Here is a 23,008-nt window from a genome sequence, read left to right as displayed (position 1 = left end):
TATACCAAGTGTTTGCATCTTTGCTTGTCGTTATTCTATAAATTGTTGGAGCATTGTGGAGTATCCCCAATATTGAAGAATAAAGCTTCCTAACAAATATCCAATGACAATTGCTATGACAACTTGTAACATCCGTGATTTTATACTTGTATGTTTTTTCAATATTTTATCCCAGCGAACCTCTGACAAAAGAATCCAAACGAAAATTATGCTCAATACAATGAGCGTTATGGAAAATAATCCTTCTACTCCTGTAGTCATACTAAGACCTCTTTCTAGAATTGAAACTACGTTATTATGCAAAACATAAAGCGATTAGAACGATACAGCAACATAATAAAATAATACTATTATTACGAGATATCAAAGTCGTAGTTCCATTAGAATGTAATTTCATTCGAGCGGATGCCTGCTTCGTATCACTTACGATATATAGTGCACATAGCCATTCCAGCCAAACTTTCATCATTAATAGATGAGCCACTATCCATATCGTTAATAAACCATACTCTTCCTGCGCTAGCCAATGATTAATGGCAGTAAATTTCACTTGAAACGCAGAAGTAAAAGGTAATGCCATCCAGCTTACGATAAGCAACAGCATTAATAAAGCAAATCGAGGATTCCGATAATATAAGCCATTCCATGAAGATATGGTATGATCTTTTAACGGCTGGCTGAAACTACGAACCGCGATTATTGTTGCTATTAGTAATACCGTATACACAACCACGTAACGTACAAGATCTAGCCAATATATAGTATTTCCTGTCTTAAATTCCGAAGCGATAATAACAACAAATGCCAGTAATTGAAACAATGACTGCCAATATAAAATAACAGATATTCGATGATGTTTACGACTAGCTATGCCGATTGCAAACATCATAAGTAACGAAAACACAATAACAACATTGAACGTTTCTCCAGCTCTTGTCCATATCGAAGCGATCGATCCTATATCCCATGGAACTTCATCTATTATAGGTTTCCACATGGAATACACGGTATGTAATTCTAATTCAATCATATCAACAATAACAATTGGATAACATCCAAGCAAAATAATAACAGATAACAGAACAATATTGGGGATTGCTTCTGTGAAGCGCATATCTTTCAGTTGCTGATAAGCTTCATCTGTTTTTCCTCTTTGTAACTTGTATAACATTTGAACTGCAAATAACATAATGGATATGACACCAAGTGCTATTAGAACACTAATCCAACGACTAGTAGAAAACGTCAAAATTACGGCATGAACCGTACCAAAGAAGTGTGAAAATCCTGGAATACCTAACCACGCAAACATGGCAACTACTATGCTACCGCCAAGAAAAGGAAGATTTCTCAATGTACCATTTAATACGGGAATGTAATCTGTACCCGTTCGTTCGATTATGGCTGCTATTAAGAAGCACAATAGCGCGCTTATTGCCATGAAGGATAATAAGTGTACTAGTGATATCGTTAAGCCTTGCTCGGATAATGTGAGCATAAGTATTCCTATAAGGGATAATTGCCCCCACGCCCCATAAGCAAGCCAACCTCTAAGATGTTGTTGCTTCCATAACAACATACTTGCAAATAAAAACTGTATAGCTAGTACCCACAGTAGTCCTTCACTAAGTGATGCTAACAAGTCAAGGAAATAAATACTACCGATTCTATAAAGTACGTACCAACCTGAAATCGACAACGTTCCACAATACAGCATTAGCACGATGATATGACTTTTTTGAAATAACTCGATGAACCAGTGATGTACTCCTATCATTGGAATCATACAGATTAGTGCAATAATAAATAATACAAACGCAGCTTGTCTAATCAGCTCTTGCTCTGGCTGCTCATCTAATAATTGCTCCTGAATTATATAACTAGCTTCATTCGTTAATGACAATTGGTATTCCATGTTACTGTCATTATGCTGTAATGTTGTAAGCAGTAAACAGCTAATCATCAATAAGACACAAGCTACTAACTGCCATGTAGCAAATTTCCTTGCAACAATGCTACTTCCCTCTTGCCCCCAAATACCAATAAAAAAGAACATAATCATTGCAAAGATAGCGATGGTACTAATAAGTAGCATCCCATCTCTAGCCATAAAGAGTATATATACAACACTCTCACTAAGCATAATTAGTCCATAAAATAGTTTCTGACGCTTCTTAACGTAGACACCAGCAAGTGCTGTAAGCATAATAATAATTGTAGCCAACAACATCATCCACAACGTTACCGCATCTATCCCTAATGCTAATTGTACAAGTATTGATGTCTGTTTATTCGGTAATATAGAAAGACTATCGAGTGACATCGTAAATAACTCTAATGAATGATTACGTGATATTTCATAAATTAATAATAAAATAATGATGATTGGCAGTGACAATATGGAGATTGCTGTAAGGCGAATAATGCGTAATGAACAACGACGTAGTAACATGAGCACAATAACCCCAATGATCGGGATAACAATTAAACTTAATAGAACCAGTTGAACCAGTGTTATCCCCTCCCAATAAGTGTATATAGTATTGTAATGATACTAACAATAACGATCATCCAAACTGTAGAACGTATCACTGTAGTATGAGCTGACATATGACTTATTCTACGTAAAGGATACAATAACCAAACGGTGCATAATTGGAATATCATATTTTCTAGTGATACAAGCCATTGTGTTACGAATGAACCCAATTGAATGATTTGATCTCTTATATTTTGAGAAATTTTATGAATAGAATCTTCTATAGATAGGAAGCGTTTTTCTACTGATTCACTCATTCGTTCACTATATAACCAACCTAAAGCTACTCCTATACTTATAAAGATCATACTTAAAAGAATAGGTAGCGGTTGTATTTCCATTCCAAGTCGTTGTCCAAATAGCCAATAATGAATAGTTCCATTTTTTAATAACCAGAATAACCCAAAAAACACTAGCATAATGGCTGGAACAACAATAGCTATTACAACATGCCACGATAGGTTTTCTGTCTGCTTACCCTGTTGCTTAGATAGCTGCTTTGCTTGCTTCCAATATCGCACGAAAAACACAGTGGAACTTAATGTAGAACTTAATAATACCAATAAAGATAGAATGAACCAGATCGGATTTTCAGTATATAGCGATGTAACTAACCATTGTTGCAACCAATACCCACTGAGCGGTGGGGCACCCACTAATGTTAAGACAGCAATTATAAACGCGCCAAAAATGATAATGCTATTATGTCGTAACATCGTTGTATATATGATAATAATTGCAAGTAGCCAAATCGTAAGTTGTGCCACCATAAATCCATATGCGTCATGCCCATAAGCAAATAACAATAGTCCAATATTCATTTGAATATAATAAGATCCTTCATTATTGCGATGAACTAATAAACGAACTGTACACCACAGCACGAATAATAAGCCTAACCACGCACATAACGTAACGATAATTGGTGATGATATGACCAGTTCAGAAAAAGATATAAGAGTATATATAGGAACAATAATAAAACCTAATGTCGCAATAAGTAATTGAAGCATAGGTGGTTGGTATCGAACTAATTTCAGCCAGTTCAAAAATGGGAATGCACCTACGAAAAATATAACACTAGCTAGAACGGAAATTGATAACCAGAAATGCATCGCTTCTGTAATATGCTCATCTTGACCATTAAATACATTTTGCAACATTGTAAATTGTAATGATTGATCAGGCATATACCAGTACAATACGACAATAACAACTAATAGTGATGTATGTGCAACAATCTGAGATAATATATAACGCCAGATTAACTTCTTATTACAATCAAAACTAGTATGAGCTAGCATTAGATATACACTTATACTGACAAGTACAGAGCATATATAGAAACTAAATATACTATCAGCCAATAACAATCCACTTAAAGCGAACATCAATAAGCTCATATAAGCATATATGGAAGCTCCAAGCACTTGGTTTTTCTTTTGCAACATAATGATCTGTATAAGGAAGTATATTCCTGATACTAGTGTTAGCAACCATGAAGTAAGGTTCGTAATCTCATAACCTACCGTATAGTAAACTTCACCAATAACCAACCAGTCTAGATGAAAACTATAGTCTAATGTATTTGGCTGTAATCTCTCAATGAGCACCATAATCGACAATCCAAATGCGAGCATAGCAAATAATGCGTTAACAAAGGCTCCACCCTGTTTCAAGCTTTTGCCTATAGTAATAATGGTTATAAAAGAAACAATATATAAAATAGGTAGAAGCCACACCTCTTGCGAAAACATTGCCAACTTGTCTCACCTCAATTGAATAACAGTCACTACATATATTACTATACTTCACTAATAACAAGCTACCTATTACCTTAAATACTCAGGGCATAACAAAAAAACTGATTGTCCATTTCGGAAGTTCCGAACGGACAATCAGCTTTATTATTTAATATGTTTTGTATGCAGACGGTTCATCGCACGTTGCAATGCTAGCTCTGCTCTACGGAAATCAATTTCATCACTTTTCGAAAGAGCAAGGCGCTGTTGTGCACGTTGCTTCGCTGCTTCTGCACGTTCGACATTAATGTCTTCGGCAATTTCAGCACTTTCAGCCAGAATAACTACTTTATCTTTACGCACTTCAACAAAGCCACCATTTACGGCGATTTCATCTATACCACCATCGCGTTTTATGGTAACAGGAGCAATTTTCAATGGTGTAACAAGTGGAATATGGTTAGGCATAATACCTAATTGACCTTCAACACCAGTTACCGTCACTAAACTTGCTTCTTTCGCATAAACTTTACGCTCAGGCGTTACGATTTCAACTAGAAACGTACTCATGTGGATTCCTCCCGCCCTTCGCTATACTAGCGTTTTGGCTTTCTCCACGGCTTCTTCAATTACACCTACATAACGGAATGCTTCCTCAGGTAGGTCATCGTGTCTGCCTTCGAGAATTTCTTTAAAGCTACGAACTGATTCTTTAACTGGAACGTATTTACCAGCAAGACCAGTAAACGGTTCAGCAACGTGGAATGGTTGAGATAGGAACAATTGAATTTTACGCGCACGCGATACAATCAATTTTTGCTCATCAGAAAGCTCATCCATACCAAGGATTGCAATGATATCTTGAAGCTCTTTATAGCTTTGAAGAATTTTCTTCACGCCTTGAGCTACGTTGTAATGTTCTGCACCTAGAACCTCAGGGCTTAGGATACGAGAAGATGAAGCAAGCGGATCTACCGCAGGGAAAATACCCATTTCGGAGATTTTACGCTCAAGGTTAGTTGTCGCATCAAGATGGGCAAATGTCGTTGCAGGAGCCGGATCCGTATAGTCATCGGCTGGAACGTAGATCGCTTGAATTGATGTAACAGAACCTTTGTTAGTAGAAGTAATACGCTCTTGCAATTGACCCATTTCCGTTGCAAGTGTTGGTTGGTAACCAACCGCAGACGGCATACGACCAAGTAGTGCTGATACTTCAGAACCCGCTTGTGTAAAGCGGAAGATATTATCGATGAACAGAAGTACGTCTTTACCTTCATTATCACGGAAATACTCAGCCATTGTAAGACCTGTCAAAGCTACACGAAGACGTGCACCTGGAGGCTCATTCATCTGACCGAATACCATCGCAGTTTTTGCAAGAACGCCGGAATCTTTCATCTCATGGTACAAGTCGTTACCCTCACGAGTACGCTCACCTACACCAGCGAATACAGAAATACCGCCATGTTCTTGTGCGATGTTATTGATAAGCTCTTGGATTGTTACAGTTTTACCTACGCCGGCACCACCGAACAAACCGATTTTACCACCTTTAGAATAAGGGGCAAGCAAATCGATAACTTTAATACCTGTTTCAAGAATTTCTGATTGTGTAGACAACTCATCGAATTTCGGTGCTTGACGGTGAATTGGAAGATTCACTTTAGATACAACATCGCCAGCTTCGTCAATTGGTTGACCTAGTACGTTAAATACACGTCCTAGAGTAGCAGTACCTACAGGTACTGTAATAGCTGCTCCAGTGTCAACAGCCTCCATACCACGAACTAGACCGTCAGTAGTACTCATCGCTACTGCACGAACTAGATTATCGCCTAGGTGAACGGCAACTTCAAGTGTAAGATTAATACCTACACTACCAGCCTCTGCCTTATGATTGATTGTTACAGCATTCATAATTTGTGGCAGATGACCGCGTTCAAACTCTAAATCGACGACCGGACCCATGACGGATACAACGCGTCCCTTTTTCATTGCTTTCCCTCCTGGTTCCTCATATATGAACTTAAGATTGTGCGTTAGCTCCTGCAACAATTTCAGTTATTTCTTGCGTGATTGCCGCTTGACGTGCACGGTTATACGTTAATGTCAATTGGTTAATCATCTTCGTAGCATTTTTCGTTGCACTACCCATTGCCGTCATACGAGCACCAAATTCACTAGCTTTACCATCTAGTACAGCACTGTATATAAGTGTTTCTGCATATTTCGGAAGAAGAATTTCAAGAACTCCTTCAGCAGAAGGCTCATATTCGTACGAAGAAACCGCTGCTTTACTGTCTGTAACATTTTCCAATGGTAAAAGACGAGTTTCTGTTGGGATTTGAGTTAATGCATTAACGAATTCATTGTAACAAATATAAAGTTCGTCATAAGCACCTTCTGAGAACTTATTAACTGCTGTAGCCGCTATAGATTTCACATCGCCAAATGCAGGAGAATCAGATAATCCGATTACTTCTTCAAGTATTGGCATTTGTCTACGACGGAAGTAGTCGCGTCCTTTTCGTCCAATGACGAAAATAACATACTCTTCAGAAGACTTATGCTTTTCTTTAATTGTTTGCGTTACTTTACGTAAGAGGTTGGCATTGTAACCACCAGCCAAACCACGGTCGGAAGTAATAACAAGATATCCCGTCTTTTTGATTGGACGTGACTCTAACATCGGGTGACGAACACCTTTCGTGCCAGAAGCGATATTATTAACTACTTCTAACAACTTGTCAGCATATGGTCTAGCAGCTACTGCAGCCTCTTGCGCTCTTCTAAGCTTAGATGCAGCAACCATTTCCATAGCTTTCGTAATTTGTCTTGTACTTTGCTTACCTTTAATCTCACGTTTTATCTCACGCATGCCTTTTGCCATTTCATTTCACCCGCCTTCTTGTGCTCGGTGCTTTAGCCAAGCTTGGTAAGGGGTCTACACCTAGCAAGCCAAGTGTAGACAGCTATAATTATTACGCAGATATAGCATATATTTCGAACTTAAGCCGTTAGAGCAATTACGCTGAAGCGGCAAAGCCTTTTTTGAACGTATTAATAGCATCAACAAGAGCTTTCTCGTTATCAGCAACAAGATCTTTCGTGTCACGGATAGAAGCAAGCACTTCTGGGCGACTGCTATCAAGGAATGCGTGGAATTCATGTTCAAAGCGAAGAATATCTTCAATTGCGATGTCATCAAGATGACCTTTTACCGCAGAGTAGATAGATACAACTTGCTTCTCAACTGGCATCGGTTGGTTAACACCTTGCTTAAGAATTTCCATCGTACGAGCACCACGGTTTAGACGGGATACTGTAGATTTATCAAGGTCAGAACCGAATTGAGAGAACGCTTGAAGCTCACGATAAGCTGCAAGATCAAGACGAAGTGTACCAGCAACTTTCTTCATTGCTTTAATTTGTGCAGCACCACCAACACGGGATACAGAAATACCTACGTTAACCGCAGGACGTTGACCAGAGTAGAACAAGTCAGACTCTAGGAAGATCTGTCCGTCTGTGATGGAGATTACGTTAGTTGGAATATAAGCTGATACGTCAGAAGCTTGAGTTTCGATAAATGGAAGAGCTGTTAGAGAACCGCCACCCAATTTATCACTTAGCTTAGCTGCACGCTCTAGCAAACGAGAGTGAATGTAGAATACATCCCCTGGATATGCTTCACGACCCGGTGGACGACGAAGTAATAGGGAAAGCTCACGGTACGCTGCAGCTTGCTTGGACAAGTCATCATAGATAACTAGTACATGCTCGCCTTTGTACATGAAGTACTCACCCATTGAACAACCTGCATAAGGAGCTAGGTATAGCAATGGAGATGGCTCAGAAGCACCAGCAGTTACAACGATTGTGTAATCAAGTGCACCGTTGCGGCGAAGTGTTTCTACAACGTTAGCAACAGTAGATTGTTTTTGACCTACAGCTACATAGATACATTTTACGCCAGTACCTTTTTGGTTGATGATTGTATCAATAGCAATTGCTGTTTTACCTGTTTGACGGTCACCGATAATCAACTCACGTTGACCACGACCGATTGGTACCATAGAGTCAATTGCTTTAAGACCTGTTTGCATAGGCTCATGTACAGATTTACGATCGATAACACCAGGTGCTGGTGATTCAATCGGACGGAATTGAGTTGTATTGATTGGACCTTTACCATCAACTGGTTGTCCAAGCGGATTTACAACACGTCCAAGTAGCTCTTCGCCAACTGGAACTTCCATAATACGACCAGTACGTTTTACTTGGTCTCCTTCACGAATATCCGTGTAAGGTCCTAGAATAACGACACCGACATTGCTCTCTTCAAGGTTAAGAGCCATACCAACGACACCGTTAGCGAATTCAAGAAGTTCCCCTTGCATCGCATTTTCAAGACCATGCACACGAGCGATACCGTCACCGACATTGATAACAGTGCCGACGTCCACGACTTGAATTTCTGATTTATACTTTTCAATTTGCTGTTTAATTAGCGTACTAATTTCATCAGGTCTGATACTCAATTCGTTCACCCCTATCTACAGTGCTATAGAATTTAATGATTTTTGCAAACGTTCCAACTTACCCGCTAGACTTCCATCGTATAGACGATCGCCAATACGAACTTGAATGCCACCAAGTAGTGCTGGGTTCACACTTTGCTCAGCAATAATTGTTTTGCCTGTTACTTGTGTGAATTGAGTAGCTACATTTGAAAGTTCCTCAGCAGATAGCTCTTTAGCTGTATATACTACAGCGTGAGCTTGACCCGTTGCATTACCTGCAATTTTCACATAAGATTCGAACAGATTTACAATAAGAGACTGACGTCCACGCTCAAGCAATAGACGTAAAGTATGGTAGACAAGCTCAGACACATCTGTACCGAAAGAGTCTTTCAATAACTGAACTTTGTTTTCGGAAGATACATTTGGCAAATCCAAAAATTTATTTAATTCATCGTTATGACTAAGTACATCAACGATTAATTTTAATTCTGTTTCAACTTGAGAAACGACCTTGCTTGCGGATGCAAGTTCGAACAACGCTTGTGCGTAGCGCTTCGCTACCACTAGATCGCGGCTCATTTATGTCCAACCTCTTTAAGGTACTTATCAACAAGAGCCTCTTGAGACTTCTCGTCAACTTGTTTCTCGATGATTTTAGATGCGATTTGCACAGAAATGCCGCCCACTTCTGCACGAAGTGCGGAGATCGCTTTGTTTTTCTCACTCTCGATATCTTTGAGTGCTTCAACTTTCAAGCGAGCTGATTCATTTTTAGCAGATTCAACAATTTCATCAGCTTGCATAGAGCTTGTTGCTCTCGCTTGCTCAATAATTGCGTACGCTTCCTTACGTGCTTCTTCAAGTGCTGCTTTTTGCTTCGCCATTGAAGCCTCAGCTTCTTGACGAGTAGATGCTGCAGTATTCATTTGCTCTTGAATCAACTGTCTACGTTTCTCCATAACTGCGAACAAAGGTCCAAAAGCGTATTTATTCAATAGTAGAAGTAAAGCGATAAACGCTAGAATTGTAAATACAGTGGATGTAGGATAAAAAGCCATAGCTGCACTCCTTTCTTCGGTATATTAGCCTTGAATCATAACAAAGGCGAAGAGGGCTAGGCCTTCCCCGCCATTAGTCATTATTACTTATCGCTGAAGAATGCCAAGAAACCGATAACTACACCAACGATAGGTACTACTTCGACGATACCAGCTCCGATGAACATTGTTGTTTGAAGAGCTGCTTTTTGTTCTGGTTGACGAGCGATACCCTCAACTGTTTTTGAAACGATCATACCGTTACCAATACCTGCGCCAATCGCGCCCAAACCTACTGCAATAGCTGCTGCTAATACTGACATTAAAATATCCTCCTCGAATGTATCATTCTTATTTTTTTTGTATTTCTTAAGAAAAGCATTTATAACAAACTTTGATTACGGCCAATTAGCACGTTCAAAGCAAGTTGCAATAATTAATGTGCATGTTCTTCTTCATCATGAACCGCTGCTTGCGAGATATACACCATCGTTAACACTGTGAATAAGAACGCTTGAATTGCACCTACGAAAATACTAAATCCTTGCCAGATCGCCATAAATGGTAACCCGTAAACACCTAGCATCAAAATCGTAGAAATTAGAATTTCACCCGCTAAAATATTCGCATATAGACGAAGCGCCAATGTAACTGGTTTTGCAATCGTCTCGATTAGATTAATTGGGAAGAAAATCGGGTATGGCTTAAAGTAATGTTGGAAGTAATGCTTCGCGTTCCATTTCACCCCTAGGAAGTGAATAATGAAGAACATAACGATCGCAAGACCAGACGTTACAGAAAGATCTGCTGTTGGTGATTTCCACCAAGCAAGATGAGCTTCACCATGATGTTTGGTAAGATAATCAGCAGTAATTCCTAAAATAGGTTGGTCAGTTGTTGTTACGATTTGGAATGGTAAACCAAGAATATTGGCTACGAAAATAAATAATATAATCGTCATTCCTAAAGATACGAACTTTTTCGCCTTTTCAAGCGGCATCGTACTAGCAATCGTACTATGTACGAAATCGACAATCCATTCCAAGAAATTTTGCATTTTTCCAGGATTCTCAACTGACAAGTTACGAACGGCAAGACGTGCTAGAATTAGTATAACGATCATAGTAACGACGATAGCAATGATAGCTGAAAGGTCAAATTTCATACCCATCAGTTCCACTATTGGAAAAATATGCATATAATAATATCACCCCTTTCCGCTATTATTTGTTTTCAAATTATGAATTAAAGCTACTACCAGAATTACAAAGGGAGACACCATACTGCCTGCTAATGCTGCTGGCATATTAAGCGTGTCGGGAAATTTCATAGCAATCATAGCAACAAGTAATACCATTGCAATACGATTACCAAATCCAAGTCCTCTTCTCTTCGTATTCGCTCCTTCTTGAATCGTATACTCTGCTATCATAGCCACTCTACGCCTCAATAAAAACGCATTCATAGTGCTTGCTACTAATCCCACAGCCAAACCCAACATAACCGATTTCCATGTAGGAACGACTGCCCACAATATTAAACATACTGCGGTGAAATAGAGCATCCAGCGCGTAGCTGATTTCATCAAGTTATCCATCTTGGCCCTCCAACATCTTCATAACGATAAGGATAGCTGAACCAATCCCGATAGCAAGTCCAGTCAGAACACCACCGACAACCCAACCATTACTCTTTGTCAATTCACTGAGATATGAGCCGATCCAATAACCAATGACAATAAAAGCACCGATATTAATGCCTATTGCTCCCATCAAACCTACAGCATACAGCGGCTGATCTAATTTTCGCTTTGTCATAGGACACTCCTATCAATCCTTATATATTTTATCGAAGCAAGAGAAGGTTTGTCAATTAATATTCCGTGAACGATAAGGCTGATTATGGAGAGCAATCCCTTGTCAGACAAGGGATGTTCTCAATTACAAACCGTACAGTACTACTGTATACTGTATATTCAGACTTTCGTCATATCTTTTAGGCAAACTATGAACGTTGTGTGAACGAATCTGGGCGCTCAGATATTTTGCCAAAATGATGTAAAATTGCATCAACAATACGCTCAGAAGCGCGTCCATCACCATATGGATTCGCGGCTTGGCTCATACGCATATATAATGCAGAGTCGCTTAACAAAGCTTTTGCACGTTCATAAACTTGTTCCTCATCTGTGCCTACAAGTTCTAATGTTCCTGCTTCAATACCTTCTGGACGCTCTGTTGTGTCACGAAGGACAAGTGTTGGAACACCGAATGATGGCGCTTCCTCTTGTAATCCGCCAGAATCCGTCATGATCATATAAGTATGTGGATAGAAGTTATGGAATTCAAATACATCTAACGGATCAATCAACTGAATACGTGGATGATTGCCCAAAATTTCTTGAGCTGGTTCACGTACAGCTGGATTGGGATGCACGGCATATACGAATACAACATCTTCGAACTCATCTGCAATACGTTTTACGGCATTAAAAATATGACGATGAGGCTCGCCCAGTGATTCCCGACGATGTGCCGTCATAAGAATCATACGTTTGCCTTTCGCCCATTCGATGACAGGATGTGTAAAGGATTCATCAACTGTATATTGGAATACATCTGTAGCAGTATTGCCTGTAACGTAAATCGTTTCTTCGTTCTTATTCTCTTTACGAAGATTATTCGCAGACCAATCTGTTGGTGCAAAATGAACATCAGATAATACACCAGCAAGCTGACGGTTCATCTCTTCAGGATACGGAGACATTTTGTTCCACGTACGAAGTCCAGCTTCCACATGACCGACTTTAATTTTCTTCAAGAATGATGCGTAACTAGCTAAAAATGTTGTTTGAGTATCTCCATGTACTAATACGATATCAGGCTTCGCCTCTTCAAGTACAGGATCAAGACCTTCAAGTACACGAACTGTCGTCTCAGTTAGCGTCTGTCTATCTTTCATAACATTCAAGTCATAGTTCGGTTTAATCTCGAAAAAGTCGAGAACTTGATCTAGAATTTGACGATGCTGTGCTGTCACACATACGATTGACTCAATTTGATCTTCGCGTTTTTGTAGCTCTAATACTAATGGAGCCATCTTTACAGCCTCTGGTCTAGTCCCGAAAATTGTCATTACTTTTAACTTAGACAAACTTCTCCACTCCAATTCTACTTTTCAATCAATTTCTGCTTAATTCTAATTTGAGGTATTTCTTTCAATAAACGGTCAAATTGTTCGCTTGTCACCCATCTAAGTTCATTTCATATTTGCAGTCGATTATACTGCAACGCAAAACATCATGATCACAAGCGGACAATTTGAGTTATCTCTCAGTTTGTACCAAAAATGCGGTCACCAGCGTCACCTAGACCTGGAACGATATAACCTTTTTCATTCAAACCTTGATCTAATGCAGCAACATAGATATCCACATCTGGATGAGCTTCTTGTACTGCTTTCACCCCTTCTGGAGCGGCAATAATGCACATTAACTTCATATCCTCACAACCACGTTGTTTCAAGGAGTTAATTGCAGCAATAGCGGAACCGCCGGTAGCAAGCATGGGATCGATGACAATAAGCATTCTATCTTGTGCATCAGTTGGCAAGTTAATATAGTACTCTTTTGGTTGTAATGTTTCATGATCTCGAGCAAGCCCAATATGACCTACTTTTGCTGAAGGTATTAATTTCAAAATACCATCAACCATACCTAGTCCAGCGCGTAAAATCGGAACTAAACCAAGCATACGTCCTGAAACAATTTTAGAATCTGTGATCGCAACTGGCGTTTCAACCTTGATCGTCTGAAGTGGAATTTCTCTTGTAATTTCATATGCCATGAAAGTAGCTACTTCATCAATAAGTTCACGAAAATCTTTCGTATTCGTTTCCTTGTCTCGAATAAAAGTAAGCTTATGCTGGATCATCGGATGATCACAAATAAATAAATTGCTCATGGAACCTCCTAGAATGGTGTATATATTTTATTCCTAACCTTATTAATATTGCTCATAATCCAACTTATTATAGCACTGAAGACTGCTTGTTGCACCAAAATTCGTTATCATACATCTAGAACATGGTTCACGCAATCTACAGCAATTAACTGTCGACTTTACACTAGCTCTTCAGCAGCTCAACTGGTTCTTTATCTATTGCGCTTTCTACTATAATTCTTTGTATTGGATAAGCCAGTTGAATGCCTTCTTTTTGTAAAATCTGAATTAAAGCAATCATCGTTTCCTGACGTACGAGCAAATGTTCTTTCCATATCGTCGTCCTCGAAAAATAATAAAGAAATATGCCTAAACTTCCTTCTTCAATTTCATTAAAACGAACCATTACCATACGATCATCAATCGCTTCATGCTTATCCAAGTATGCTTCCATCTTCTTCATTGCTTGTTGCAAGCGATCTAGATCAGAATCTAATCTTACATGTACATGGTACGTAATTCTTCTACGTCCCATCTTGGACCAATTCGTAATCGGCTGATCAACAAGCTTCTGATTAGGAACCGTTACAAGCGCATCTGCAAATGTACGAATACGTGAACTTCGGAAAGTGATATCTTCAACAAAACCCTCTACATCAGGAGTAAGAATCCAATCTTCTTTACCAAATGGTTTCTCTGAAATAATAATGATTCCTGCGAGAATATTACTTACTGTGTCTTTTGCAGCTAATGCAATGGCCACACTTCCAAGTCCCAGACCCGCAACTACCCCATTAATACTATATCCCCATTCTGCAATAATAAGAGTAATCATTAAAATTAAGACAAGTAAACGAACAATTCGAGATAATAACGGCAAGATCATACTATTTTTCTCAATGCCAGCGGAAATGGCTATCTCTTCAATCACTTCTGATGATGAAGCCGACATTCGATAAATTCCAATACCGATAATAATTACAACAATACTACGAAACATTCTATCTAGTACTACGTTGTACTTCCAATTTGGGTCCACATAATTATTAATTGCGAAATAAATAGCACCCCATAAAATTAAAGCTCCTATTAACGGCTCCAAAGCATACAGCAACTTTGGCAGTAATTGATCTTTCTTCATTCGTTTCAATGTAATACGAAAAATATATTTGATTACGTAACGTTTGAAGAGCCAAGCAACGATAACTACTACAATAGAAACTATGATTTCACCAACTATAAACTCTTGTTTAAGCCAATCATACCACGTCAAATGATGCCACACCTCCGTCAGTACTGTGGTACTTATTCATGATGGAATTAAGTCTATATCATGATATTAATCTATCTCTGTAGCATCTCCAAACCCAGATTACAAAAATCGACCAGTGGAACAGATCCACTGGTCGATTTAAATTTCTCATTATACGTTTTGATTAAGCATAATGACAAGCTGCGAAGTGATTCTTCTTAACATCTAACAGTTTAGGAGCATCTACCTTACATTTATCTGTAGCGATCGGACATCTTGTATGGAAAGGACATCCTGACGGAAGATGGATTGGACTTGGTAAATCACCAGTTAATACGATACGTTCTCTTGTTGCCTCAACTTCAGGATCAGGTATCGGAATAGCAGACATTAAAGCTCTTGTATATGGATGCCTAGGATCAGCATACAAATCTTCACTACTTGCCAGCTCTACAATTTTACCAAGATACATAACCGCAACACGATCACTTATATGTTTAACCATAGATAAATCATGCGCGATGAACAAATATGTTAACCCCATGTCACGTTGCAGTTCTTGCAAGAGATTCACCACTTGTGCTTGAATCGATACATCTAGTGCGGATATCGGTTCATCGGCAATAATGAATTTTGGATCTACTGCAAGTGCACGTGCAATCCCGATACGTTGACGTTGTCCACCAGAAAATTCATGAGGATATCGTGATGCATGAGCAGAGTTTAGATTAACAAGTTCCAGTAGTTGTTCTACTTTCTTTTTACGCTCAGCACGACTACTTGTTAAGTTGTGAACATCTAATGCTTCTCCGATTATATCCATAACCGTCATACGCGGATTAAGCGATGCATATGGATCTTGGAATATCATCTGCATATTACGACGAAGGGCCTTCATCTCATTGCCTTTTAACCCATAAATATTTTTCCCCTGAAACAATACTTCTCCTTCAGTAGGTTCATATAAACGCATCATTGTACGGCCGGCAGTAGACTTTCCACATCCAGACTCACCAACAACACCTACTGTTTCACCTTGCTGTATGGAAAATGTTATATCGTTAACAGCTTTTAGAATATTATTATTTCCAAGGTTGAAAAATTTACTCAGATGATTAACTTCTATCAATGGTTTACTCATTCTGAACCCCCTCTTTCGCATAAGGGTGTAGTAACCAACAAGCAGAACGATGAGCTTCATTATCTTCTGCCGATACAAGATCTGGATCATTATTAACGCATACTCTCATCGCTTCAGGACAACGCGCACTAAAACTACAACCTTTAGGTGGTGAGAATAGATCTGGTGGAGTACCATGAATCGGAATCAATGGTTCATCTTTTTTCTGATCAAGACGTGGTACAGAGCGAAGCAAACCTCTTGTATAAGGATGTTGTGGATTATTAAAAATCTCATACTTCGTTCCTGTTTCTACCACTTTACCTGCGTACATAACAATTACTCTATCACAGACATCGGCTACGACACCAAGATCATGTGTAATTAGAACGATGGACGTACCCATCTTTTTCTGCAAATCTTTCATCACTTGCATAATTTGCGCTTGGATCGTTACATCTAGCGCAGTTGTAGGCTCATCAGCAATTAACAGTGAAGGATTACAAGCTAGTGCAATGGCAATCATCGCACGTTGACGCATACCACCAGAAAATTGATGAGGATACTGTTTAATACGATCTGCTGGATTCGGAATACCTACAAGTGTAAGCATTTCAATTGCACGATCACGAGCCTGAGCTTTACTTAGTTTCTCATGCTTCAACAAACCTTCAACGATTTGAGTGCCTATTGTTAAGGTAGGATTCAAAGAAGTCATTGGATCTTGAAAGATCATCCCGATATCTTTACCACGAATCGCTTCCATTTCTTTTTCACTTTTTTTCAGTAAATCATTACCTTCGAACATAATAGAACCGCTTATGACAGCAGGGGGGCTAGGAACAAGGCGCATCAGAGATTGGGCAGTTACACTTTTACCGCAACCAGATTCACCAACAATCGCTACTGCTTCACCTTTATTGATGTGAAAGTTCACTCCACGAACAGCTTGAACGACACCACCACGGACATTAAAGTGAACTTTAAGATCCTGTACCTCAATTAGCTTTTCCATTATTCCACCTCCTAAAACTTTTTATAAACTTCTCGATCTACTTCTCATATTAAAAAGTTGCTTCGGAAGCATATCAAAACTTTTCATATTACTTCTCGACATACTTCTCGTGATTGAAAAGTTACTTCGGAAGCATAGTCTAAAACTTTTTATATTACACCTCGATGTACTTCTGAACGTAGTTGATAATCGTGAGCATCCTTTATTTTTTCATTTTCGGATCTAGTGCATCACGTAGTCCATCACCAAATATATTAAAGCAAAGCATCGTTAAACTAATTAGCACTGCAGGGAAAATCATACGCCAAGGATAGACTGTCATAGCTTTCAATGCATCATTAATTAATGTACCAAGCGACGCTGCTGGTGATTGAACACCCAGGCCAAGGAAGCTTAGAAATGCTTCTGCGAAAATAGCAGATGGTACCGTCATTGTAATCGTAACGATAATTGGACCCATTGCATTTGGAATAAGATGTTTTCTCATAATATGACTTGTACTTGCACCTAACGTACGTGCAGCAAGCACATATTCTTGACTTTTCAGTTGCATAACTTGTCCACGAACAATCCAAGCCATATTAATCCACCCAGTAATACTAAGTGCCAATACGATCGTAAACATACTTGGTTCGAAAATAACAATAAGTAGTATGACAACTAGCATACTTGGAATGGAGTATAATATTTCACAAATACGATTCAATATCTCATCCACTCTACCGCCGTAATACCCCATAATACCACCAATAATAACTCCGAGAATGAGATCGACTATTGCAGCATATAAACCGACCTGCAAAGATATTCCTGCACCCATCCAAGTACGTTCAAACATATCTCGTCCAAGGGCATCTGTGCCGAACCAATGCTCAGAACTCGGCGCTTGATTCGTTATAGACAAATCATTCGTTTTATAATCATATGGCGTCATCAATTGGCCCACAAAAGCAAACAAAACAATGACTAGTAATATGACTAAACTTATCATGGCAAGCTTGTTTTCTTTGAGACGAATCCAAGCATCTTTCCATGCAGATATACTTTCACGCACAACTAGATCAGAAGACACTTCATTTTTCTCTAGTTTTGCAAAATCTTTCTTAGTTAACGTTTGATCTGACATTACGATCCTCCTTTGCCTCTTGCTAACTTAATTCGCGGATCAACAAAGCCATAGGCGATATCTGTAATTAAGCGCGCAAGCATCAGAATAACTGCATAAAAAATCGTAAGTCCCATAATTAACGTGTAATCACGATTTGTAATACTATTGACGAAGTCTTTACCTAGACCGCCAATCCCAAAAATCTGCTCTACAATAACAGAACCAGTAATAATGTTCGCAGTCATCGGACCGACGTAAGTAACAACTGGCAAAATTGCATTTCTTAAAGCGTGACGTACCAGAATAACTTTTCCTGATAAACCTTTGGATTTTGCAGTTTTAATATAATCTGCAGAAAGAACCTCGAGCATGCTAGAACGAGTAAGTCTCGCAATGAATGCTGTCGGAAGGAACGATAAAGCGATAACAGGTAACACGTAGTCCATAGGACTGTTTAGACCCGTTACATTAAACCATTGTAATTCAACACCGAATATAAACTGTAATCCGGCAGCTACAACAAAGTTAGGTATAGATACACCTAGTACAGCGATAAAGATGGTGAAACCATCAAGAAATTTACGATGATTTAAAGCAGCGATAAGACCAAGAAGCAATCCAGCTGCAACAGATAAAAGTATTGCCCATAAGCCTAGCTGCATAGAATAACCAAAACCATTTACAATAACAGATTCTACTGTCGTATATTGCTGTTTCATTGATGTTCCAAGATCAAGATGCAGCAGGTTGTTCATATAGTTTAGGTATTGCTCCCATATCGGTTTATCAAATCCGTACTTCTCCATCAACTTTTGTTGAATAGCTGCAGGGATATTTTTCTCTGACTGAAACGGATTACCCGGTATCGCCTTCATTAAGAAGAACGTCGCCGAAGCTAATACGAATATCGACAGGAGCATGTACATTATCTTCTGTATAATATAGCGGACCAACTTATGTCACACCTCCAATGATGTCATGTTACAAGAGAAGGATATATGCTGAAAAAGAAGCATATATCCTTCTGACTTGTATTATTAATGCAAGTTCAAAAGCAGGTTTTCAGAACCACCTCTGATACCTATTCTTGTTCTTGTTCGTAGTACCCACGCGTATAGTTAACATCGCCTTTAAAGTCAACATACACACCTTTTACATCAGGTCTCATCATATGCACAGAGCTATAATAGTAAATTGGCATAATTGAATGTGAATCAATTAACATTTTTTCTGCTTTTGCAATTAATTCCATACGAGCTTTTGTATCAGTTGTTGCATTAATTTCAGCAATTAAAGCATCGTATTCTGGGTTAGCGTAACCTGTGTTGTTATTACCGCTAGCAGAAGTGAATAGACCTACGAATGAAATTGGATCATTGTAGTCTGCTCCCCAACCAGAACGCTCGATTTGGAAGTTCATTGCTACACGATTATCTAAGTAAACGCCCCACTCTTCGTTACCGATTTGAGCATCAATACCTAGATTTGAACGCCACATATCAACAACTGCTTCAGCTACTTTTTGATGAGTAGCATCAGTGTTAAATTTCAGTGTGAACGCCGGAAGTTCTGTCCAACCTTCTTCTGCAAGACCTTCAGCAAGCAAAGCTTTTGCTTCCTCAACATTTTCTTGGAAGTAATCGTCTTTAAACTCACTGCGGAACTCGCCTTCAACACCTTTAATACCTGGAGGCACTAGTCCGAATGCAGGAATTTGACCACCAAGTGATACTTTTTCAGTCAAGTCGGTACGACTGATCGCCATAGACAATGCTTGACGAATTTTCGCATTATTGAAAGGTTCTGCCGTTGTATTCATGATGTAGTAATACAAACTTGCAGTTCCTTTAATATTAAAGTCATCTGGATATTCTTTCTTCAGTGTTGCATATTGTTCTGTTGGAAGTGAACCCGTTGGGTGACCAGCATAATCTAATTTACCTGTTTTATACATGTTAAGCTCTGAACTTGGATCATTAACGATAGTCATTGATACTTTTGCGAATTTAATATCATTACGAGCATGATAATTTTCGTTTGGCTCAAGAACAATCGATGTATTACGCTTCCATTCCGTCATTGTGAATGGACCGTTAGTAATCATTGTGTCAGCCGCTGCAGCAAAAGCTTCATTCTCAGTTACAGAAGAGTGAACTGGGAAGTAGATAGCAGTAGATAGCAATGATTCAAAATATGGAATCGGGTTAGTTAGAGTTACAACAAGCGTATGCTCGTCTGTAGCTTTAACAGCAACATCATCAGCGGAACCTTTACCAGTGTTGTAAGCTTCAGCACCTTCAATATAGTACATTTGGTACGCATATTGAGAAGGCTCAGGAACTAACTCAGGATTAAGCGCACGTTTCCAAGAGAACTCGAAATCGTTAGCAGTTACAGCATCGCCATTTTTCCATTTAGCGTCTTGACGAATTGTAAACGTATATGTTTTACCATCTGGCGAGATATCCCATTTTTCAGCAACGCCTGGTTGAACATCACCATTCTCGTCAACAATTGTTAGACCTTCATAGATTGCATTAATTACCGTGAAAGATACTTGATCTGTCGCTTGCGCTGGATCTAATGTCGGAGGCTCAGTAGCTAAATTCATGCGGAATTCATTGTTACTTGCTCCACTTTCATTCTTGGAACCACTCGCACAGCCAGTTGTAATAATGGCTAATACTAGTACCAAAGAAAGGATAGAAATTAGATTCTTTCTGTTCATGTTCTTACTCCCCTTTTATCTAGATGTGGTAAAGCCTTGTTGTTGGAATCGAAATAATCACGACAAAAATATTAGAGAAGTGAATTCTTATACAACAAAACTAATATTTATACTTATTTGCGATTACACAATTCTTTCATGAAAACATGGGGTTCACTATACTACTTGAGTGTAAAATGTGTCAATACGACAAAAAATGACAAAGCCATAATTTGCATATAACTTATAGCTTGAACCCTTTATATCACTGATATGTTAACGTACTAAATAAAATAGTGAACATATTGTGATCACATTTTATCCCAGTTAAAAGTTGTTTCAACTAGTAATATATTGAATATAATTTCATACTCCACATACATTTTACATCCTTACTATTTGCATAATTAATCCCTCCTATTCGTAAAATTTGAAACATATTATTTGGCTTTAAAATACAAAAAACTGCCCTATCAGAAGTAATTTTCTGACAGAGCAGTAAATATATCGTTCTATTCGAGCCTATTCAAAAATTTAGATTATTGAATAACCTCTATTAGTAAGTTAGACCAGGGTAAATAGGGAATTTAGCTGTAAGATTACGAACTTGTGCGCGAGCATCTTCTTTAACAGCTTCATCTTCAGGATTTTTCAATACCATTGTAACAACATCAGCAATAACTTCCATCGCTTCAGTATCCATTCCACGTGCAGTTACAGCTGGTGTTCCAAGACGGATACCACTTGTTACAAACGGGCTAGTTGGGTCAAATGGAATTGCATTTTTGTTCACTGTAATGCCGACTTCATCAAGAACATGCTCAGCAACTTTACCAGTAATATTAAGGTTACGTGTATCGATCAACATAAGGTGATTATCTGTACCGCCAGAAACTAGATTAATACCATTAGCAGTAAGTCTTTCTGCAAGAACTTTTGCATTGTTAACAACATTGTTTCCATATTGTTTAAATTCGTCTTGTAATGCTTCACCAAATGCAACTGCTTTAGCAGCAATAATGTGCATTAAAGGGCCACCTTGAGAACCAGGGAATACAGCTTTGTCGATAGCAGCTGCCCAAGGTTTGCGACAAAGAATCATACCGCCACGAGGTCCACGAAGTGTTTTGTGAGTTGTAGTAGTAACAAAGTGTGCATGTGGCACTGGATTTGGGTGCAAACCAGCAGCTACAAGACCAGCGATATGTGCCATATCAACCATGAACAAAGCGCCTACTTCATTAGCAATTTGTCCAAGTTTTTCAAAATCAATAATACGAGGGTAAGCACTTGCACCCGCTACGATCATACGAGGACGGTGTTTGAAAGCAAGCTTACGAACTTCTTCGTAATCGATTGTGAAAGAATCTTCTTGTACGCCATATGCAACAAAGTTATATAGAAGACCGGAAGCATTTACTGGGCTACCGTGAGTTAAGTGGCCACCGTGAGCAAGATTCATACCAAGTACAGTATCACCAGGTTGCAATGCTGCAAGATATACTGCCATGTTAGCTTGAGCACCTGAGTGAGGTTGAACGTTAGCATGCTCAGCACCGAATAATTCTTTCGCACGATCACGAGCGATATCTTCAACGATATCAACATGCTCACAACCACCATAGTAACGTTTGCTAGGATAACCTTCAGCATATTTGTTCGTTAATACAGAACCCATAGCTTCAAGTACCGCAGGGCTTACGATGTTTTCAGATGCAATTAGTTCAATGTTATCGCGTTGACGTTGAAGCTCAAGACCAAGAGCTTCCAATACTTGTGGATCTTGCTGACGTAAATGTTCCATTATTATTCCTCCTAAGATTTAATTTATATATACTTTCAATGAAAGTGTAAAAAATTTATTTTTGCGTACCAATGCAAAGCAGCCAACGATGGAAAGCTAGATTCACAAAGTGAAGCATACGCTTGGAAGCAACACTAAAGCTTCTATGCATAGCCGTCACACCCTCGCTAGAAAGCCATATTCGCAAGCGAATAGGACGCTTGGAAGCAATGAA

At 38.9% G+C, this 23,008-nt stretch carries 22 protein-coding genes; all 22 read right to left on the bottom strand.

The features are described 5' to 3' along the window. Positions 1 to 30: 30 nt before the first annotated feature. Entirely contained in the window at positions 31 to 261 is a 231-nt protein-coding gene (locus NAG76_07485) for a DUF1146 domain-containing protein (GenBank protein URN96061.1), read from the bottom strand. A 34-nt stretch (positions 262 to 295) separates the two neighbouring features. Further along, complete coding sequence (locus NAG76_07480; protein ID URN96060.1) at positions 296 to 2,452, bottom strand: hypothetical protein; 2,157 nt, start codon at positions 2,450 to 2,452, stop codon at positions 296 to 298. Positions 2,453 to 2,514: 62 nt separating this feature from the next. Next, a complete protein-coding gene (locus NAG76_07475; GenBank protein URN96059.1) occupies positions 2,515 to 4,302 on the bottom strand; it encodes a hypothetical protein in 1,788 nt (595 codons plus the stop codon). A gap of 144 nt (positions 4,303 to 4,446) precedes the next feature. Beyond that, a complete protein-coding gene (locus tag NAG76_07470) occupies positions 4,447 to 4,851 on the bottom strand; it encodes a F0F1 ATP synthase subunit epsilon (protein ID URN96058.1) in 405 nt (134 codons plus the stop codon). 21 nt (positions 4,852 to 4,872) lie between these two features. Next, positions 4,873 to 6,279 carry a F0F1 ATP synthase subunit beta gene (atpD, locus tag NAG76_07465; protein URN96057.1) on the bottom strand — a complete coding sequence of 469 codons (1,407 nt, stop codon included), beginning with the start codon at positions 6,277 to 6,279 and terminating at the stop codon, positions 4,873 to 4,875. Between the two features lie 31 nt (positions 6,280 to 6,310). Beyond that, positions 6,311 to 7,174 (bottom strand): ATP synthase F1 subunit gamma, encoded by an 864-nt coding sequence (atpG, locus tag NAG76_07460; GenBank protein ID URN96056.1) that lies wholly within the window; start codon positions 7,172 to 7,174, stop codon positions 6,311 to 6,313. A gap of 136 nt (positions 7,175 to 7,310) precedes the next feature. Continuing rightward, on the bottom strand, positions 7,311 to 8,825 hold the full coding sequence (atpA, locus tag NAG76_07455; protein ID URN96055.1) for a F0F1 ATP synthase subunit alpha: 1,515 nt from the start codon (positions 8,823 to 8,825) through the stop codon (positions 7,311 to 7,313). Positions 8,826 to 8,840: 15 nt separating this feature from the next. Continuing rightward, positions 8,841 to 9,389 (bottom strand): F0F1 ATP synthase subunit delta, encoded by a 549-nt coding sequence (locus NAG76_07450; protein ID URN96054.1) that lies wholly within the window; start codon positions 9,387 to 9,389, stop codon positions 8,841 to 8,843. Then, entirely contained in the window at positions 9,386 to 9,868 is a 483-nt protein-coding gene (gene atpF / locus NAG76_07445; protein URN96053.1) for a F0F1 ATP synthase subunit B, read from the bottom strand. Before atpF ends, NAG76_07450 begins: the two co-directional genes overlap by 4 nt. Positions 9,869 to 9,951: 83 nt before the next feature. Then, the gene (gene atpE / locus NAG76_07440; protein URN96791.1) at positions 9,952 to 10,176 is read right to left on the bottom strand and encodes a F0F1 ATP synthase subunit C; all 225 of its coding nucleotides are present in this window, start codon (positions 10,174 to 10,176) and stop codon (positions 9,952 to 9,954) included. A gap of 107 nt (positions 10,177 to 10,283) precedes the next feature. Next, positions 10,284 to 11,045, bottom strand: coding sequence for a F0F1 ATP synthase subunit A (atpB, locus tag NAG76_07435; protein URN96052.1), 762 nt, complete (start codon positions 11,043 to 11,045; stop codon positions 10,284 to 10,286). A gap of 9 nt (positions 11,046 to 11,054) precedes the next feature. Continuing rightward, on the bottom strand, positions 11,055 to 11,444 hold the full coding sequence (locus tag NAG76_07430) for an ATP synthase subunit I (GenBank protein ID URN96051.1): 390 nt from the start codon (positions 11,442 to 11,444) through the stop codon (positions 11,055 to 11,057). Then, positions 11,437 to 11,664, bottom strand: coding sequence for an AtpZ/AtpI family protein (locus tag NAG76_07425; GenBank protein ID URN96050.1), 228 nt, complete (start codon positions 11,662 to 11,664; stop codon positions 11,437 to 11,439). The genes NAG76_07430 and NAG76_07425 overlap by 8 nt, the downstream gene beginning before the upstream one ends. Before the next feature lie 187 nt (positions 11,665 to 11,851). After that, complete coding sequence (gene wecB / locus NAG76_07420) at positions 11,852 to 12,982, bottom strand: UDP-N-acetylglucosamine 2-epimerase (non-hydrolyzing) (protein ID URN96790.1); 1,131 nt, start codon at positions 12,980 to 12,982, stop codon at positions 11,852 to 11,854. A 197-nt stretch (positions 12,983 to 13,179) separates the two neighbouring features. Beyond that, positions 13,180 to 13,809 carry a uracil phosphoribosyltransferase gene (gene upp, locus NAG76_07415; GenBank protein ID URN96049.1) on the bottom strand — a complete coding sequence of 210 codons (630 nt, stop codon included), beginning with the start codon at positions 13,807 to 13,809 and terminating at the stop codon, positions 13,180 to 13,182. A 163-nt stretch (positions 13,810 to 13,972) separates the two neighbouring features. After that, a complete protein-coding gene (locus NAG76_07410) occupies positions 13,973 to 15,061 on the bottom strand; it encodes a mechanosensitive ion channel family protein (GenBank protein ID URN96048.1) in 1,089 nt (362 codons plus the stop codon). Between the two features lie 163 nt (positions 15,062 to 15,224). Next, positions 15,225 to 16,181, bottom strand: a complete 957-nt coding sequence (locus NAG76_07405; GenBank protein ID URN96047.1) for an ATP-binding cassette domain-containing protein — start codon at positions 16,179 to 16,181, stop codon at positions 15,225 to 15,227. Then, complete coding sequence (locus tag NAG76_07400) at positions 16,174 to 17,175, bottom strand: ABC transporter ATP-binding protein (GenBank protein URN96046.1); 1,002 nt, start codon at positions 17,173 to 17,175, stop codon at positions 16,174 to 16,176. Before NAG76_07400 ends, NAG76_07405 begins: the two co-directional genes overlap by 8 nt. A gap of 202 nt (positions 17,176 to 17,377) precedes the next feature. Further along, positions 17,378 to 18,301, bottom strand: coding sequence for an ABC transporter permease (locus NAG76_07395; protein URN96045.1), 924 nt, complete (start codon positions 18,299 to 18,301; stop codon positions 17,378 to 17,380). Then, entirely contained in the window at positions 18,301 to 19,236 is a 936-nt protein-coding gene (locus tag NAG76_07390) for an ABC transporter permease (GenBank protein URN96044.1), read from the bottom strand. Before NAG76_07390 ends, NAG76_07395 begins: the two co-directional genes overlap by 1 nt. Before the next feature lie 128 nt (positions 19,237 to 19,364). After that, a complete protein-coding gene (locus NAG76_07385) occupies positions 19,365 to 21,011 on the bottom strand; it encodes a peptide ABC transporter substrate-binding protein (GenBank protein ID URN96043.1) in 1,647 nt (548 codons plus the stop codon). 535 nt (positions 21,012 to 21,546) lie between these two features. Next, complete coding sequence (locus NAG76_07380) at positions 21,547 to 22,794, bottom strand: serine hydroxymethyltransferase (GenBank protein ID URN96042.1); 1,248 nt, start codon at positions 22,792 to 22,794, stop codon at positions 21,547 to 21,549. Between the last annotated feature and the right edge of the window lie 214 nt (positions 22,795 to 23,008).

The organism is Candidatus Pristimantibacillus lignocellulolyticus (assembly GCA_023639215.1).
Lineage (GTDB): Bacteria > Bacillota > Bacilli > Paenibacillales > Paenibacillaceae > Pristimantibacillus > Pristimantibacillus lignocellulolyticus.
Note: the sequence above shows the minus strand (reverse complement) of the source record. Positions and strands in the feature narration are given on the sequence as shown.